Below are 14,927 nucleotides of genomic sequence, written 5' to 3' on the forward strand. Positions count from 1 at the left end.
CCAATGAAAAAAGCCATTGTATTTAATAAAGTTAAAAAAAGCTTCGGTAAATTAGAAGCTCTCAAAGGTATTGATTTAACCATTGAAGAAGGCGAATTTTTTGCGTTGTTAGGACCAAATGGTGCAGGCAAATCAACACTTATTAATATTCTAGCCGGACTCGCAAAGCCATCCTCTGGATCAATCAAAGTTATGGGATATGACGTCATTCAAGATTATCAAAATGCGAGAAGATCGCTTGGTGTTGTGCCACAAGAATTAGTATTCGACCCTTTTTTTAATGTACGCGAAATGCTCAGATTTCAAGCCGGTTATTTTGGTAAAGGTCGAGAAAATGATGATTGGATTGATGAAGTAATTGAAGGCCTTGATCTTCAAGAAAAGGCTAATACAAATATGAGAATGCTTTCTGGTGGCATGAAAAGGAGGGCTTTAATTGCACAAGCGCTCGTGCATAAACCTCCAGTCATTGTTCTAGATGAGCCAACAGCTGGAGTAGACGTAGAGCTAAGAAACAGACTATGGCAGTTTATTAAAAAACTGAATCAAAAAGGCCACACCATTGTTCTAACTACGCATTATTTAGAAGAAGCTGAGGCCTTATGCAGCCGCGTAGCTATGATGGATCAGGGCAAGGTAGTCGCATTAGACAAAACGAGAAATTTATTAAAGCGCTTTTCAGCGAAAAATTTAAAATTACGTTTAGATTTAAAAGGGAAAAAAATTCCAATAAATATTCAAAAGCTCATTCAGTCCAAAGATAATGATTTCATAACCTTCTTACTTGAAGAAATATCAGAAGTAGAATTTATTATGGGCGAATTAAAAAAAACAAAAATTAAAATATTGGATATGGAGCTTACAAATTCTGATTTAGAAAATGTCTTCTTGAAGCTTACTGGAAGTAAAAGATGATCAATTTTAAAAATGAATTTTTAGGGACATGGACGCTTCTTAAAAAAGAACTATTAAGATTCTGGCGTGTAGTTTTTCAAACAGTAGCAGCTCCAGTTATTACTGCAGTTCTTTACTTACTTATTTTTTCTCATGTTTTAGCAAACCACGTGAAAGTTTATGACAATATTGAGTACACTGCGTTCCTTATTCCAGGATTGATCATGATGTCCTTATTGCAAAATTCGTTTGCAAATAGCTCATCAAGTCTTATTCAGTCGAAAGTCATGGGAAATATTGTATTTATTTTATTAACACCTATCACCTATCTTCAATTCTTCTTGGCCTTCTTAATAGCTTCAATTGTGAGAGGTGTTTTTGTAGGCGCTTGTATTTATTTATTTGCTCTTTTATATGTAGATTTACCTATGTTGCATCCATGGATTATTTTTGGATTCGCAATGATTGGTGGCGCATTGCTCGGAACATTTGGCATCATTGCAGGTATATGGGCTCATCGATTTGATCAGATGGCAGTCTTCCAAAATTTTGTGATCATGCCATTATCTTTTTTATCAGGGGTATTTTATTCAATTCACTCCTTGCCGCCTTTTTGGCAAAAGCTATCTCAGCTCAATCCTTTCTTCTATATGATTGATGGTTTTAGATATGGTTTTTTTGGGCAATCTGACGTCGCTCCATTGTTAAGCCTTTCAATCGTGACCTTCTTTTTCATTGTGTTAGCTTCCCTTACCTTAGGAATGTTAAAATCCGGCTATAAATTAAGAAGTTAAAAGATGACATCCAACGATATTAAACAATCGATTATTGAAAAACTTGAATGTGAGTTTGTTGAAATTTTAGGTGAGGATGGTGCTCATTTTGAAGGCACCATTGTCAGTAGTTTATTTGAAGGATTAAATCGAGTTAAACAACACCAATTGGTATTTAATGCTTTAGGCGATAAGATGAAAAGTGACATTCATGCTTTATCTATGAAGACTTATACGCCAAATGAATGGGATCAATTAAAAACGTAATATTGAGGAGTAAGGCATGAGTGTGCAAGATAAGATACAAAAAACAATCAATGAACACAATGTAGTTTTATACATGAAAGGAAGCCCCAAATTTCCTCAGTGTGGATTTTCTAGTCTAGCAACTAAAATTTTAGATGCTTGTGATACTGATTTTCATGCTGTTGATGTATTGCAAGACCCGGAAATAAGAGAAGGCATCAAAGTATTTGCTAATTGGCCAACTATTCCACAGCTTTATATTCATGGCGAATTTATTGGCGGTGCTGACATTATTAAAGAGATGTATGAAACTGGAGAATTAGTAAAGTTATTAAAGGCTAACTCATAACTTGGATAAGTTAGTTATTCAAGGACAGTCACCCCTTCACGGCGAGCTTGAAATATCAGGTGCTAAAAACGCAGCCTTACCTATACTTATTGCATCTCTTCTTACTGAAGATACATTGTCGTTAACACACGTACCAGATCTTCAGGACGTTAATACAGCCAAGTCTTTGCTGAAGTATATGGGCGTTAATATCCAGGTTACAAAAGACAAAACCGAATTAACTGCAAAAGAAATTATTAATAAAAATGCGCCTTATGAGCGAGTCAAAACAATGCGCGCTTCTATTCTTGTTTTAGGCCCTTTGCTTGCAAGATTTGGTGAGGCGCGAGTTTCATTGCCGGGAGGTTGCGCTATTGGATCTAGGCCTGTTGATATCCATATCAAAGGCTTACAAGCAATGGGCGCAAAAATAGATATTCATAATGGCTATATTGAGGCTTCGACAAAACATTTACCGAAGACTAAGTTACAAGGCTGTAAATTTTATATGGATATTGTGACTGTTACAGGTACCGAGAATTTAATGATGGCTGCTTCATTAGCCGAAGGGATAACTGTTTTAGAGAATGCTGCTAAAGAACCTGAAGTTGTAGATCTTGGACAGTGTTTAAATAAAATGGGAGCCAAGATTCAAGGTCTAGGGACTGACGTGATTACAATTGAAGGCGTGGACTCAGTTCACAAAGCAAATCATGACGTGATATTTGATAGAATTGAGGCGGGCACATATTTAGCAGCCGTTGCAATGACAGGTGGCGACGTACTTTTAAAAAATGTACAGCATAAATACTTAGATGCGATTACACAAAAATTAATAGAAACCGGCGTTAAAATTGAGTCATACGAAAATTCGATACGTATTAAAAGTGATGGAAAGTTAAAGGCGGTAAGTATAAGAACTGCGCCTTACCCTGCATTTCCTACAGATATGCAAGCGCAAATGATGGCATTAAATACTATTGCAGAAGGTGTATCAGAAGTTACCGAAACTATATTTGAAAATCGTTTTATGCATGTGCAAGAGCTTATTCGCATGGGGGCACAAATCGATATTAGAGGAAATACGGCAATTATTCGAGGCAAGGAATATTTAGAAGGGGCTTCCGTGATGGCAACAGATTTAAGGGCTTCCGCAAGCCTTGTTATTGCAAGTTTGGCAGCAAGAGGACAAACTACGATTGAGCGTATTTATCATCTTGATCGTGGGTATGAAAAATTAGAAGATAAATTAAATCAACTAGGTGCCAATATTAAACGGATTCATTAAGATGAAAATTACAATCGCATTATCTAAAGGAAGAATATTTGAACAAACCATCCCTCTTTTGGAAAGACTAGGGATTACTTGTAATGAAAATCCTGAGACGTCAAGGAAACTGATTTTAGATACCAATCAAAAAGATATAAAACTGATTATTGTAAGAGCTACAGATGTACCAACTTACGTTGAATATGGCGCAGCTGATATTGGTATTACAGGTAAAGATATCCTTGATGAATATATGGGCGAAGGGCTATATCAACCAATTGATCTTAATATTGGACGTTGCAAAATGATGGTCGCAGCTAAACAAGATTTTGATTACGCAGGCGCTGTAAAAAGAGGCGTTCGTTTAAAGGTAGCAACAAAATATGTAAAAACCGCTAAAGAGCACTTTGCAAAAAAAGGCATGCATATCGATTTAATTAAACTTTATGGCTCAATGGAGCTAGCTCCCCTTGTAGGACTTGCAGATGTCATTGTAGATTTAGTCAGCACAGGGAAAACGTTAAAAGCTAATAATCTCATAGCTGTTGAAGACATTTGCGATATCAGTTCGCGACTAATTATTAACCAAGCATCTTTAAAATTAAAAAGAGAGCTATTGCAGCCTATTCTTGGCCAATTTGAAAAAGCTCTCAAAGCCTAATCGTAACTATGATTCAAATTAAAAAACTCAACACAGAAGATCCAAACTTTAAAGATCAGTTAAGTCAGCTCATTTTCTTTGAGGCTGAAGATAATATTCAAATCGAAAAGACTGTCACAGAAATTTTGAGTGATGTTAAAAAAAGAGGCGACGAAGCCGTGATTGAATATACTAAAAAATTTGATCATGTAGATTTTTCGCGCATGGCTGAGTTAGAAATTTCTAAAGAAGAACTAAATCTGGCTTTGGAAAATTTACCTGCGGCATCGAGAGAGGCTCTTGAGGAGGCAGCTAAGAGAGTTTTTGAATATCACAAAAAACAGTTAATCAGTTCTTGGAGCTACACAGAAGACGATCAGACGTTACTTGGTCAAAAAGTTACATCATTAGACCGTGTAGGTTTATATGTTCCTGGAGGGAAAGCCGCATATCCTTCTTCAGTATTAATGAATGCAATTCCAGCAAAGGTTGCTGGGGTTCGAGAAATTATTATGGTTGTTCCATCTCCTCTTGGAGAAAGAAACCAATTGGTGTTAGCAGCTGCAGCACTTGTAAAAGTTGATCGTGTATTTGCAATTGGTGGCGCTCAAGCAATAGGCGCTTTAGCCTATGGCACGGAAATGATTCCTCAAGTCGACAAAATCGTAGGGCCGGGCAATGCTTATGTTGCAGAGGCTAAAAGAAGAGTTTTTGGTGTGGTTGGTATTGATATGATTGCAGGACCCTCAGAAATACTTATTATTGCAGATGAAAAATCTAATCCAGATTGGATTGCTATGGATTTATTTTCTCAGGCAGAACATGATGAGCTCGCACAATCAATTTTAATTAGCCCAAGCGCTGCCTTTTTAGATCAGGTTCAAGAAAGTGTTAACAAGCTGATTGGAAGCATGCCTAGAAAAAATATTATTGAAACTTCTTTAAAAAATAGAGGTGCAATGATTAAAGTAAAAACATTAGAAGAAGCGGCAGAGATTTCAAATTTTATTTCACCCGAACATTTGGAGCTTTCAGTAGATGATCCAGATCTGCTCATTAATAGTATTAAACATGCCGGTGCTATTTTTATGGGAAGAAATACATGCGAAGCTGTAGGGGACTATTGTGCTGGACCAAATCATGTATTACCTACATCAAGAACAGCAAGATTTTCTTCGCCACTTGGCGTTTATGATTTTCAAAAACGCTCAAGCTTAATTAAATTATCCAATCAAGGCGCACGTAAGCTTGGAAAAATTGCTTCAGTCTTGGCGCATGGCGAAGGACTTCAGGCGCATGCAAAATCTGCAGAGTATCGTATAGATAATGAGTAAATTTTGGAGCAAAGTAGTTCATGGTTTAACACCATACGTTCCTGGCGAGCAACCCAAAATTAATAATCTTGTTAAGTTAAATACGAACGAGAATCCTTACGGGCCAAGCCCAAAAGTTATTGCTGCAATTAAACAGTTTGCTGATGACACTTTAAGGCTATACCCAGACCCAAATTCAGAAGCACTTAAAACATCAATTGCAGATTATTTTAAAGTAAAGACTCATAATGTTTTTGTAGGCAATGGTTCGGATGAAGTTTTAGCCATTGCTTTTCAGGCACTTTTAAAACATAACGCACCTATTTTATTTCCTGATATTACTTATAGTTTTTACCCCGTTTACTGCAAGCTGTATGAAATTGACTTTAAGGTCATACCTCTGAATGATGCATTTGAGATTGTATTAAATGATTATTTAATACCTAATGGAGGTATTATTTTTCCAAACCCAAATGCACCTACTGGCATTCCGATTACTTCAAATCAGATTGAAAATTTCCTCAAAAAGAATAATAGTTCTGTAGTGATTGTAGATGAAGCTTATGTCGATTTTGGTACGGAATCTGTTATTCACCTTACAGAAAAATACAATAATTTATTAGTCACCCATTCATTTTCTAAATCGAGATCATTGGCAGGATTAAGACTCGGTTACGCTATAGGACATGCAGACCTTATTGAGGCTTTAATAAGAGTCAAAGATAGTTTTAACTCTTACCCGATAGATCGATTAGGATTAATTGCAGGCATTGAATCCTTCAAAGATGATTCATATTTTAAAAATATCTGCCAAAAAGTTATTCATACAAAATTAAATTTTATAGAAAAACTGACTAGCCTTAATTTTTCAGTACTTCCTTCAGGCGCTAATTTTATTTTTGCTAAACATACTAGTGTCGAGGGAAACATAATCGTAAGCAAACTAAGAGATCAAGGAATTGTGGTAAGGCGTTTTGATAATCCGATACGAATTTCTTCTTATATTCGATTCACAATTGGTTCTGATGAAGAAATGGATTCATTGCTTAAAGCCTTAAAACTTATCCTAAGCGCATGAAATAATTGATGTTAATTACATTTTTAATGAGTTAAAATATCTTATCTACTTTGAAGTAAAAAAATATGACAAGATCAGCATCCGTTTCAAGAAATACAAATGAAACTAAAATTGAGGTAAGTATTAATCTTGATGGTCAGGGGAGTGCAAAACTCAATACTGGCATTGGTTTCTTGGATCATATGTTGGACCAAGTAGCGCGTCATGGTATGTTTGATTTAGAAGTCACAGCAAAAGGCGATCTTCATATTGATGCACATCATACTGTTGAAGACGTTGGTATAGTTCTTGGACAGGCTTTCAATAAAGCAATCGGAGATAAAAAAGGCATTACCAGATATGGTTCAGCCATTATCCCTTTAGATGAAGCTTTGTCTAGAGTTGTGCTTGATATCTCAGGTAGGCCCGGACTTGAATTTGATGTTGAATTTAAAAGAGCGGTTATAGGTGAATTTGACGTTGATTTAATACACGAATTTTTTCAAGGGTTCGTAAATCATGCAAATATCACGATGCACATCGACAATCTTAAAGGCGATAACTCACATCACCAGGCAGAAACAATATATAAGGCATTTGGAAGAGCTCTTAAAATGGCCGTTTGTATTGATCCAAAAATTTCTGGCATAACCCCCTCAACCAAAGGTAGTCTATAAACCTTTTTTCACCAAAATAATAATGATCGCAATCATTGATTATGGAATGGGAAATTTAAAGTCAGTATTTAATGCCTTTAAACAAGTCTCGCCTGAAGCTGATATTAAAGTTACAAGCAATCCTGCTGATATTAAAAAAGCACATCACGTCGTTTTTCCTGGCCAAGGTGCTATGCCTGATTGCATAAGAGAGCTTGATGAAAGAAATTTAAGATCCTCTGTTCTAGACGCGGCAAAAACAAAACCTTTTTTAGGAATATGCATTGGTTTGCAAATGCTATTTGATAAAAGTGAAGAAGGCAATGTGGACGGCTTAGGATTGTTGAGCGGCACCATTAAGCGATTTAATAATGAAAATACAGCGGACGAAAGCGGTCATAAGTTAAAAATTCCTCATATGGGATGGAATGAAGTGTCACAAACAAATAATCATCCTTTATGGCAAAACATCAGTAATAACGATCGATTTTATTTTGTTCATAGTTATTATTTAGAGTCTAAAGATAAAAATATCGTGTCAGCTGAAACGTCATATGCACAAAAATTTTGTTGTGCTATTGCTAAAGAAAATATTTTTGCAGTGCAATTTCATCCAGAAAAAAGTTCTACAGCTGGCTTACAGCTTATAAAAAACTTCGTTCAATGGTCAGTATAGGTTTTTAGTTTATGTTAATTATTCCAGCGATTGATCTAAAAGATGGTAAGTGCGTTAGGCTTAAGCAAGGCTTAATGGAAGAATCAACAATCTTTTCAGAAAACCCTGGACAGGTAGCAAAGCAATGGACAGACCTTGGCGCAAGAAGATTGCATCTGGTCGATCTAAATGGTGCTTTTGCAGGCAAACCAGTCAATGAATCGGCGATTAAAGCAATTGTAAAAGAAGTTGATGGTGCGATTCCAATTCAATTAGGCGGTGGCATTCGTAATCTCGATACCGTAGAAAAATACCTTAATAGCGGAGTTGACTACATCATCATAGGAACAGCTGCGGTTAAAAATCCTGGCTTCCTTCATGAGGCCTGTTATGCATTTCCTGGGCAAATCATTGTCGGACTTGATGCAAAAGAAGGAGAAGTGGCCATTGATGGGTGGGCTAAATTAACTGGACACAATGTGATTGAACTTGCAAAAAAATTTGAAGGATATGGTGTTGAAGGAATCATCTATACAGATATTGGACGTGATGGCATGTTAAATGGATTAAATATTGAGGCGACCGAAAAACTAGCTGAGGCGCTAACGATTCCTGTCATTGCCAGTGGTGGGGTGACCAATCTAGAAGATATTAGAAATTTAAGTTCAATTGCCTATTCGGGTGTCATTGGAGCAATTACAGGCAGGGCCATATACGAGGGCACACTTGATTTTAAGGCAGCACAAGCACTCGCAGATGAGCTTATCAAGTAAATGTCGCTCGCAAAAAGAATTATTCCTTGTCTAGATGTGACTGATGGCAGAGTGGTTAAAGGTATTAATTTTTTAGAGTTAAAAGATGCAGGAGACCCCGTAGAGGTTGCAAAAAAATATAACGAACAAGGCGCCGATGAATTAACTTTTTTAGATATCACAGCAAGTTCAGATAATCGAGGTTTGATACTTCATATTATTGAAAAAGTTGCAAAAGAAGTTTTTATACCGCTGACTGTAGGCGGCGGTGTTCGAACTATAGAAGATGTAAGAAATTTACTTAATGCAGGTGCTGACAAAGTCAGTATTAATACATCAGCAATTGTTAATCCAGATATTGTTTATCAAACTTCATCTCGTTTTGGTTCCCAGTGTATTGTTGTTGCAATAGATGCAAAGTTAACAGTCCAGGGAGATAAATCTTTTTGGCAGGTATTTACCCATGGAGGCAGAAATGCTACTGGGCTAGATGCAATTGAATGGGCTGCGAAAATGGCTTCATTAGGCGCAGGCGAATTATTAATTACGAGCATGGATCGAGACGGGACAAAAAAAGGGTTTGATCTCGAATTGATTAAGGCAATATCTGATAAAGTAGATGTGCCTATTATTGCTTCCGGAGGCGTTGGAGACCTTCAGCATCTTGTAGATGGTATAAAAATAGGTGGAGCTGATGCAGTCCTAGCAGCAAGTATATTTCACTTTGGAGAATATACAATCGATGAAGCAAAAGCATTTATGAAGTCTAATCACATAGAGATTCGTCAATGAGCTGGATACATTCAATTAAATGGGACTCTGATGGCCTTGTGCCGGTGATCGCTCAAGACTATAAAACAAACAAAGTTCTTATGTTTGCATGGATGAACGAAGAAGCTTTGGAGCTCACACAAAAAAATAAAAAAGCCTTTTATTGGTCAAGATCTAGGAAAAAAATTTGGGAAAAAGGTGAGGAATCCGGGCACACACAAAATGTTCGTGAAATAAGACTTGATTGTGATGGCGATGTTATTTTGATTAAAATCGAGCAAGTTGAAAATATTGCTTGCCATACTGGACGTGAAACTTGTTTCTACCAAAAATTAGATGATAAAGGCATTTGGGTAACTGATCATGTCGTCATCAAAGAGCCTAAAGATATTTATAAAAAATAAATAATATGAATACTATTTTAAAAAAGCTTACGGAAACACTCGAAGCTAGAAAAAAAGATGATCCGACTAAGTCATATACAGCTTCTTTGTATCGCGATGGATTAGAAGCTATTTTAAAAAAAGTAAATGAAGAGGCTTTCGAAACAATTATTGCCGCGCGCCAAGGAGATAATAAAGAGCTTATTCACGAAGTCGCCGATCTTTGGTTTCATACTTTAGTATTAATGGCACATAAAAATTTAAGTGCAGAAGATATTTTGAATGAACTTGCAAAGAGAGAAGGCACTTCGGGTATTGAAGAGAAAGAAAACCGTTCAAAAAGCAAAATAATATGACCTGCATTTTTTGTAAAATTATTGACGGTTCTATACCTAGCAAAAAAATATTTGAGAATGATGAGTTAATTGCTTTTCATGATGTTCACCCCATTGATAAGGTGCATTTTCTTATAACACCCAAAAAACATATTGAAAATTTAATGGCCTGCAATGAATCTGATAAGGACATCATATCGAATATGCTTCTATTAGCGCCGAAGTTAGCAAAAGATTTGGGATTAAAAGGTTTTCGAACAATGATTAATTCTGGTGTCGAAGGCGGTCAAGAAGTTTTTCATATGCACTTTCATGTATATGGTGGAAGTTCAAAACTAGCAAAAATTTAATAAGGGAGTTTTTATGGGCTTTTCAAGTATTACACATTGGCTAATAGTTTTATTAATTGTCTTCTTAATTTTCGGCACAAGTAAATTAAGAAATATTGGTAGCGACTTAGGCGCTGCCATTAAAAACTTTAAAGATGCTGTCAAGAATGAAAATACAACTAAAGTTAAAAAATCAATTCGAAGAACATCAAAAACAAGAGCCAGAAAATAAGTTTAATGTTTGATGTTTCATTCTCAGAATTAGTTGTTATTTTTTTTGTGGCACTTATGGTCATCGGCCCAGAAAAGTTGCCTAAGGTAGCTAAAGTCCTAGGCAAGCTTACTGGAAGAGCCCAAAGCTACATTGGCAAACTTAAAGAAGAAATTGAGCGAGAAGAAAAGTTTAAAGAGCTTCAAAAAATCCAGCGTGAAATTAAAAAAAAGTCGATTAAATCTCGGTGACTCACTTTAAACCTTTTATTCAGCAACTCATTGAATTAAGAAATACTCTTTTTAGGGCTGCGGTTAGTTTTATTATTATTTTTATATGTTTAAGTTTTTATGCAAATGATATTTACAGTTTTTTTTCAGCGCCAATCATTGCTAAGTTAACGGATGGGAACAGGCTTGTCAGTACAGGTCTTACTTCAACTTTTTTAGTACCACTTAAAATCACAGCTTTTGTTTCATTTTTGCTTTCACTTCCTTTTATTTTTTATCAGTTGTGGCGTTTTATTTCTCCTGGACTTTATAAAAAAGAAAAAAAATTAATTTTATTTTCCTTTGTAAGTGGATTTGTATTGTTCTTTATAGGGATGGCCTTTGCTTACTACCTAATTTTCCCAATTGTATTTAATTTCTTTATTCTCATGACGCCATCAAATGTAAGCTTGATGATAGATATTTCAAATTATTTAGATTTAATTTTATCCTTACTCATTTCATTTGGTTTGGCATTCGAAGTGCCTGTGATCATTCTTATATTAGTAACATTAGGATGGGTAAAGGTTAAAAAATTGGAAGAAGCAAGACCTTATATGATTGTTATTGCCTTTATCATTAGCGCTATTTTGACACCACCTGATGTTATCTCACAATTTTGCTTGGCTATTCCATTGTGTTTTTTATATGAATTGGGCTTATTTGTATCAAAACGAATTAACTTAAAGGCTTGATAAGCTTTAATTTAGCTTTGCCTGCTATTTAGATTTCGAATGAAACTTTGTATAATGAACTAACTTTCGCAGAGTTAATTTCTCTCAACCATATTAATTTCATAAAAGCATACTTAACAGAAGATCATGGCAAACCATCAAGACGATAAAATAGATAAAAAGAAAAGAAGTTTTTTAATTGCAGCTACTACTGTTACTGGCGCAATTGGCGCAGGAGCGATTGCCGTTCCTTTTTTATCAAGCATGACACCAAGTGAACGCGCTAAAGCAGCTGGAGCACCTGTTGAAGTTGACTTAAGTAAGATTGAAGCAGGATCTATGATCACGACTGAATGGAGAGGTCAGCCAGTTTGGATTATCAATCGCTCTAAGGCAATGTTAGATGATTTAAAAAAAAATGACCCTAATCTTTCTGACCCTAATCTTGATGTAGTTTCTCAGCAACCAAGTTATTGCAAGAATGCTACAAGATCTCTCAAGCCTAATTTAATTGTCTTGGTTGGTATTTGCACTCATCTAGGTTGTTCACCAACCGCTAAATTAGAAATGCAAGGTGATATGGGCGAAAATTGGAATGGTGGATTTTTCTGTCCATGCCACGGTTCTAAGTTCGATTTAGCTGGACGTGTATATAAGGGTTCTCCAGCACCAATTAATCTTGTAGTTCCTCCGCATAAATATATCAATGACAGCACCCTCTTAATTGGTGAAGATAATAAAGGATAAGGATTACTTAAAAGTATGAAATCAGAAATTAAAACAAAAAAATCTAAAGTCGGGTTAATGGCTTGGATAGATGAAAGATTCCCCTTGTCATCTTTAATTACAAACCATCTTACTGAGTATTACGCACCTAAAAATTTTAATTTCTGGTATTTTTTTGGAGCACTTGCCCTACTTACACTGATTCTTCAATTGGTTACAGGTCTTTTGTTAACGATGCATTATAAGCCTGATGCAGAATTAGCATTCGCCTCTGTTGAGTACATTATGCGAGATGTTTCATTCGGATGGTTAATAAGATACATGCACTCTACAGGCGCATCTTTATTCTTTGTTGTTATTTATCTTCATATGTTTAAAGCTTTAATTTATGGATCCTATAAAAATCCAAGGGAGCTCTTATGGCTCTTTGGCGTAGCTATTTTTCTATGTTTGATGGGTGAGGCTTTTTTTGGATATCTTTTACCTTGGGGACAAATGTCTTATTGGGGCGCGCAAGTTATTGTAAATCTGTTTTCCACTATCCCATTTATAGGCCCAGATTTATCGGAGTGGCTAAGAGGTGATTATCTAGTTTCAGATGCAACGCTCAATCGCTTTTTTGCTTTTCATGTGATTGCTCTTCCTATTGTACTTTTAGGTCTTGTATTTTTTCATCTGGTAGCGCTTCATGAAGTTGGCTCAAATAACCCTGATGGCGTTGAGATAAAAAAGAATCTCGATAAAAAAACAAGCATTCCTTTGGATGGCATTCCATTTCATCCCTATTACACAGTAAAAGATTTAATTGGTGTTTCGGTATTCCTTATTGTATTTGCGCTGATTGTTTTTTATTGGCCAGAAATGGGAGGCTACTTTTTAGAGGCCAATAATTTTATTCCTGCTGACCCACTAAAAACGCCTGCGCATATAGCGCCTGTTTGGTATTTCACTCCGTATTATTCAATTCTTCGGGCTGTCCCACCTGTTTTAAATTCGCAATTTCCAGGCGTTGCTGCAATGGGATTATCCGTACTCGCATTTGCTTTTTTACCTTGGCTAGATAAAAGCAAGGTTAAATCAATTCGATACAAAGGCAATTTATTTAAAAGATGGATTGCATTATTTGTTGTGAGCTTTTTTGTTTTGGGATATTTAGGTACAGTTCCATCAAATGTTTGGGGACAATTCTCCAATGCAATTCCCTTGATTGGTGGGGTTGATAAAGCAACAGTAGTTGCTCGAATTTTTACGGTAACTTATTTCTTATTCTTTTTATTGATGCCCTACTACAGTCAAAAAGATAAAACAAAACCAGTTCCATCAAGGGTCAGTAATAAATGAAAATTTTAACTAAATTATTTTTAATATTCGTTATTGTATTTTCTAATGTTGCATTTGCGAATGAGCATGTAACTTTAGATAAAGCGCCCATCGATTTAAAAGATCAAGCCTCTCTTCAACGAGGCGCTAAAACATTCATTAATTATTGTTTAAATTGCCATAGTGCAAACTATATGAGATACAACCGCTTAAAAGATATTGGTTTATCTGATAATTTAATTAAAGAGAATCTACTTTTCACAGCAGAAAAAGTTGGTGAGCCAATGAAAATTGCGATGACCAGAAAAGATGCTAAGGCATGGTTTGGAGTGGCTCCTCCCGATCTTTCTGTTGAAGTAAGGGCAAGAGGTGCGGATTGGATTTATAGTTATCTAAGAGGATATTATCGTGATTCATCTTCGCCTACTGGATGGAACAACACTATTTTTGAAAAAACAGCGATGCCTCACATTTTGTGGAAGTTGCAAGGCGATCAAAAGCTAAACCCAGAGCACCAAACTCTAGAGATTGTTAAACCAGGTTCGCTTTCGGTGAAAGAATATGATGCGCTTGTAGGAGACCTTGTAAATTATCTTACTTTCATGTCAGAACCCTCAAAGCTAAAAAGACTCCATATGGGGTATTATGTTTTGTTATTCCTCGGCTTGTTATTAGTTTTAACAGTCAAACTCAAGAAAGAATTTTGGAAAGATATTAAATAATTATGATGAAATTATATTCAGGCTCGATCGATCCTTTTAGCCATCGCTGTAGAATCGTTCTATTTGAAAAAGGTATGGACTTTGAAGTTGTTGATGTTGACTTAGCAAATAAACCGGAAGACCTCGCTATTCTAAGTCCTCATAATTCTGTTCCTGTCTTGGTAGAAAGAGATCTTGTATTAACAGACGCTAATATTATTAACGAATATATTGATGAGCGCTTTCCTCACCCTCAGCTTATGCCAGCTGATCCAGTGATGAGAGCTAGAGCACGTTTATTTTTAAGTGATTTTGAGAAGCAATTATTTGTGCATATTCCCGCTTTAGAATCCTCTGATGAAACTGCTAAAGAGATTGCAAAAAAACATGTGCGTGATAATTTACTTTTAATCGTTCCCATTTTTTCTAAACAACAACATTTATTGAGTGACGAATTTTCGATGTTAGATGTTGCGATTGCTCCTTTATTATGGCGATTGGGCCATTATGGTATTGAGCTTCCAAATCAAGCAGCACCATTACTCAAGTATGCAGAGAAATTATTCTCTAGACCACTTTATGCTGATGCAATGACACCTTCAGAAAAAGCGATGAGAAAATAAT

22 protein-coding genes are annotated in these 14,927 nt (G+C 35.8%); all 22 read left to right on the plus strand.

Annotated features, from left to right (window positions below):
* Window positions 1-3: 3 nt before the first annotated feature.
* On the plus strand, window positions 4-915 hold the full coding sequence (locus FIT70_RS00910) for an ABC transporter ATP-binding protein (RefSeq protein ID WP_139930345.1): 912 nt from the start codon (window positions 4-6) through the stop codon (window positions 913-915).
* Window positions 912-1,688 (plus strand): ABC transporter permease, encoded by a 777-nt coding sequence (locus tag FIT70_RS00915; RefSeq protein ID WP_139866802.1) that lies wholly within the window; start codon window positions 912-914, stop codon window positions 1,686-1,688. Before FIT70_RS00910 ends, FIT70_RS00915 begins: the two co-directional genes overlap by 4 nt.
* 3 nt (window positions 1,689-1,691) lie before the next feature.
* Window positions 1,692-1,934: a BolA family protein gene (locus FIT70_RS00920; RefSeq protein ID WP_139866804.1), complete on the plus strand. Its 243-nt coding sequence runs from the start codon at window positions 1,692-1,694 to the stop codon at window positions 1,932-1,934.
* A 16-nt stretch (window positions 1,935-1,950) separates the two neighbouring features.
* Window positions 1,951-2,262 carry a Grx4 family monothiol glutaredoxin gene (gene grxD, locus FIT70_RS00925; protein WP_139866806.1) on the plus strand — a complete coding sequence of 104 codons (312 nt, stop codon included), beginning with the start codon at window positions 1,951-1,953 and terminating at the stop codon, window positions 2,260-2,262.
* A 1-nt stretch (window position 2,263) separates the two neighbouring features.
* Complete coding sequence (murA, locus tag FIT70_RS00930) at window positions 2,264-3,529, plus strand: UDP-N-acetylglucosamine 1-carboxyvinyltransferase (RefSeq protein WP_139874189.1); 1,266 nt, start codon at window positions 2,264-2,266, stop codon at window positions 3,527-3,529.
* Window position 3,530: 1 nt separating this feature from the next.
* On the plus strand, window positions 3,531-4,172 hold the full coding sequence (hisG, locus tag FIT70_RS00935) for an ATP phosphoribosyltransferase (RefSeq protein WP_139930347.1): 642 nt from the start codon (window positions 3,531-3,533) through the stop codon (window positions 4,170-4,172).
* An 8-nt stretch (window positions 4,173-4,180) separates the two neighbouring features.
* Window positions 4,181-5,485, plus strand: coding sequence for a histidinol dehydrogenase (hisD, locus tag FIT70_RS00940; RefSeq protein WP_420897686.1), 1,305 nt, complete (start codon window positions 4,181-4,183; stop codon window positions 5,483-5,485).
* A complete protein-coding gene (hisC, locus tag FIT70_RS00945; RefSeq protein ID WP_139930349.1) occupies window positions 5,478-6,542 on the plus strand; it encodes a histidinol-phosphate transaminase in 1,065 nt (354 codons plus the stop codon). The genes hisD and hisC overlap by 8 nt, the downstream gene beginning before the upstream one ends.
* A gap of 65 nt (window positions 6,543-6,607) precedes the next feature.
* Entirely contained in the window at window positions 6,608-7,198 is a 591-nt protein-coding gene (gene hisB, locus FIT70_RS00950; RefSeq protein ID WP_139866813.1) for an imidazoleglycerol-phosphate dehydratase HisB, read from the plus strand.
* Between the two features lie 22 nt (window positions 7,199-7,220).
* Window positions 7,221-7,853: an imidazole glycerol phosphate synthase subunit HisH gene (hisH, locus tag FIT70_RS00955; RefSeq protein ID WP_139866815.1), complete on the plus strand. Its 633-nt coding sequence runs from the start codon at window positions 7,221-7,223 to the stop codon at window positions 7,851-7,853.
* 11 nt (window positions 7,854-7,864) lie between these two features.
* On the plus strand, window positions 7,865-8,605 hold the full coding sequence (hisA, locus tag FIT70_RS00960) for a 1-(5-phosphoribosyl)-5-[(5-phosphoribosylamino)methylideneamino]imidazole-4-carboxamide isomerase (protein WP_139866817.1): 741 nt from the start codon (window positions 7,865-7,867) through the stop codon (window positions 8,603-8,605).
* A complete protein-coding gene (hisF, locus tag FIT70_RS00965; RefSeq protein ID WP_139869996.1) occupies window positions 8,606-9,376 on the plus strand; it encodes an imidazole glycerol phosphate synthase subunit HisF in 771 nt (256 codons plus the stop codon). It abuts the gene before it with no gap.
* Window positions 9,373-9,759, plus strand: a complete 387-nt coding sequence (gene hisI, locus FIT70_RS00970) for a phosphoribosyl-AMP cyclohydrolase (protein WP_139866827.1) — start codon at window positions 9,373-9,375, stop codon at window positions 9,757-9,759. The genes hisF and hisI overlap by 4 nt, the downstream gene beginning before the upstream one ends.
* Window positions 9,760-9,764: 5 nt before the next feature.
* Entirely contained in the window at window positions 9,765-10,094 is a 330-nt protein-coding gene (locus FIT70_RS00975; protein ID WP_139866829.1) for a phosphoribosyl-ATP diphosphatase, read from the plus strand.
* The gene (locus tag FIT70_RS00980) at window positions 10,091-10,423 is read left to right on the plus strand and encodes a histidine triad nucleotide-binding protein (RefSeq protein ID WP_139866831.1); all 333 of its coding nucleotides are present in this window, start codon (window positions 10,091-10,093) and stop codon (window positions 10,421-10,423) included. Before FIT70_RS00975 ends, FIT70_RS00980 begins: the two co-directional genes overlap by 4 nt.
* Before the next feature lie 13 nt (window positions 10,424-10,436).
* A complete protein-coding gene (gene tatA, locus FIT70_RS00985) occupies window positions 10,437-10,634 on the plus strand; it encodes a Sec-independent protein translocase subunit TatA (protein WP_139869997.1) in 198 nt (65 codons plus the stop codon).
* Between the two features lie 5 nt (window positions 10,635-10,639).
* Entirely contained in the window at window positions 10,640-10,864 is a 225-nt protein-coding gene (gene tatB / locus FIT70_RS00990) for a Sec-independent protein translocase protein TatB (RefSeq protein WP_052734595.1), read from the plus strand.
* A complete protein-coding gene (tatC, locus tag FIT70_RS00995) occupies window positions 10,861-11,577 on the plus strand; it encodes a twin-arginine translocase subunit TatC (RefSeq protein WP_139874194.1) in 717 nt (238 codons plus the stop codon). Before tatB ends, tatC begins: the two co-directional genes overlap by 4 nt.
* Before the next feature lie 126 nt (window positions 11,578-11,703).
* Window positions 11,704-12,303 carry a ubiquinol-cytochrome c reductase iron-sulfur subunit gene (gene petA / locus FIT70_RS01000; protein WP_139930351.1) on the plus strand — a complete coding sequence of 200 codons (600 nt, stop codon included), beginning with the start codon at window positions 11,704-11,706 and terminating at the stop codon, window positions 12,301-12,303.
* 15 nt (window positions 12,304-12,318) lie between these two features.
* A complete protein-coding gene (locus FIT70_RS01005) occupies window positions 12,319-13,623 on the plus strand; it encodes a cytochrome b (RefSeq protein ID WP_139876857.1) in 1,305 nt (434 codons plus the stop codon).
* On the plus strand, window positions 13,620-14,324 hold the full coding sequence (locus FIT70_RS01010; RefSeq protein ID WP_139930353.1) for a cytochrome c1: 705 nt from the start codon (window positions 13,620-13,622) through the stop codon (window positions 14,322-14,324). Before FIT70_RS01005 ends, FIT70_RS01010 begins: the two co-directional genes overlap by 4 nt.
* Before the next feature lie 2 nt (window positions 14,325-14,326).
* Window positions 14,327-14,926 carry a glutathione S-transferase N-terminal domain-containing protein gene (locus FIT70_RS01015; RefSeq protein WP_139866844.1) on the plus strand — a complete coding sequence of 200 codons (600 nt, stop codon included), beginning with the start codon at window positions 14,327-14,329 and terminating at the stop codon, window positions 14,924-14,926.
* Window position 14,927: the final 1 nt, after the last annotated feature.

The organism is Candidatus Methylopumilus universalis (genome assembly GCF_006364435.1).
GTDB classification, from domain to species: Bacteria; Pseudomonadota; Gammaproteobacteria; order Burkholderiales; family Methylophilaceae; genus Methylopumilus; species Methylopumilus universalis.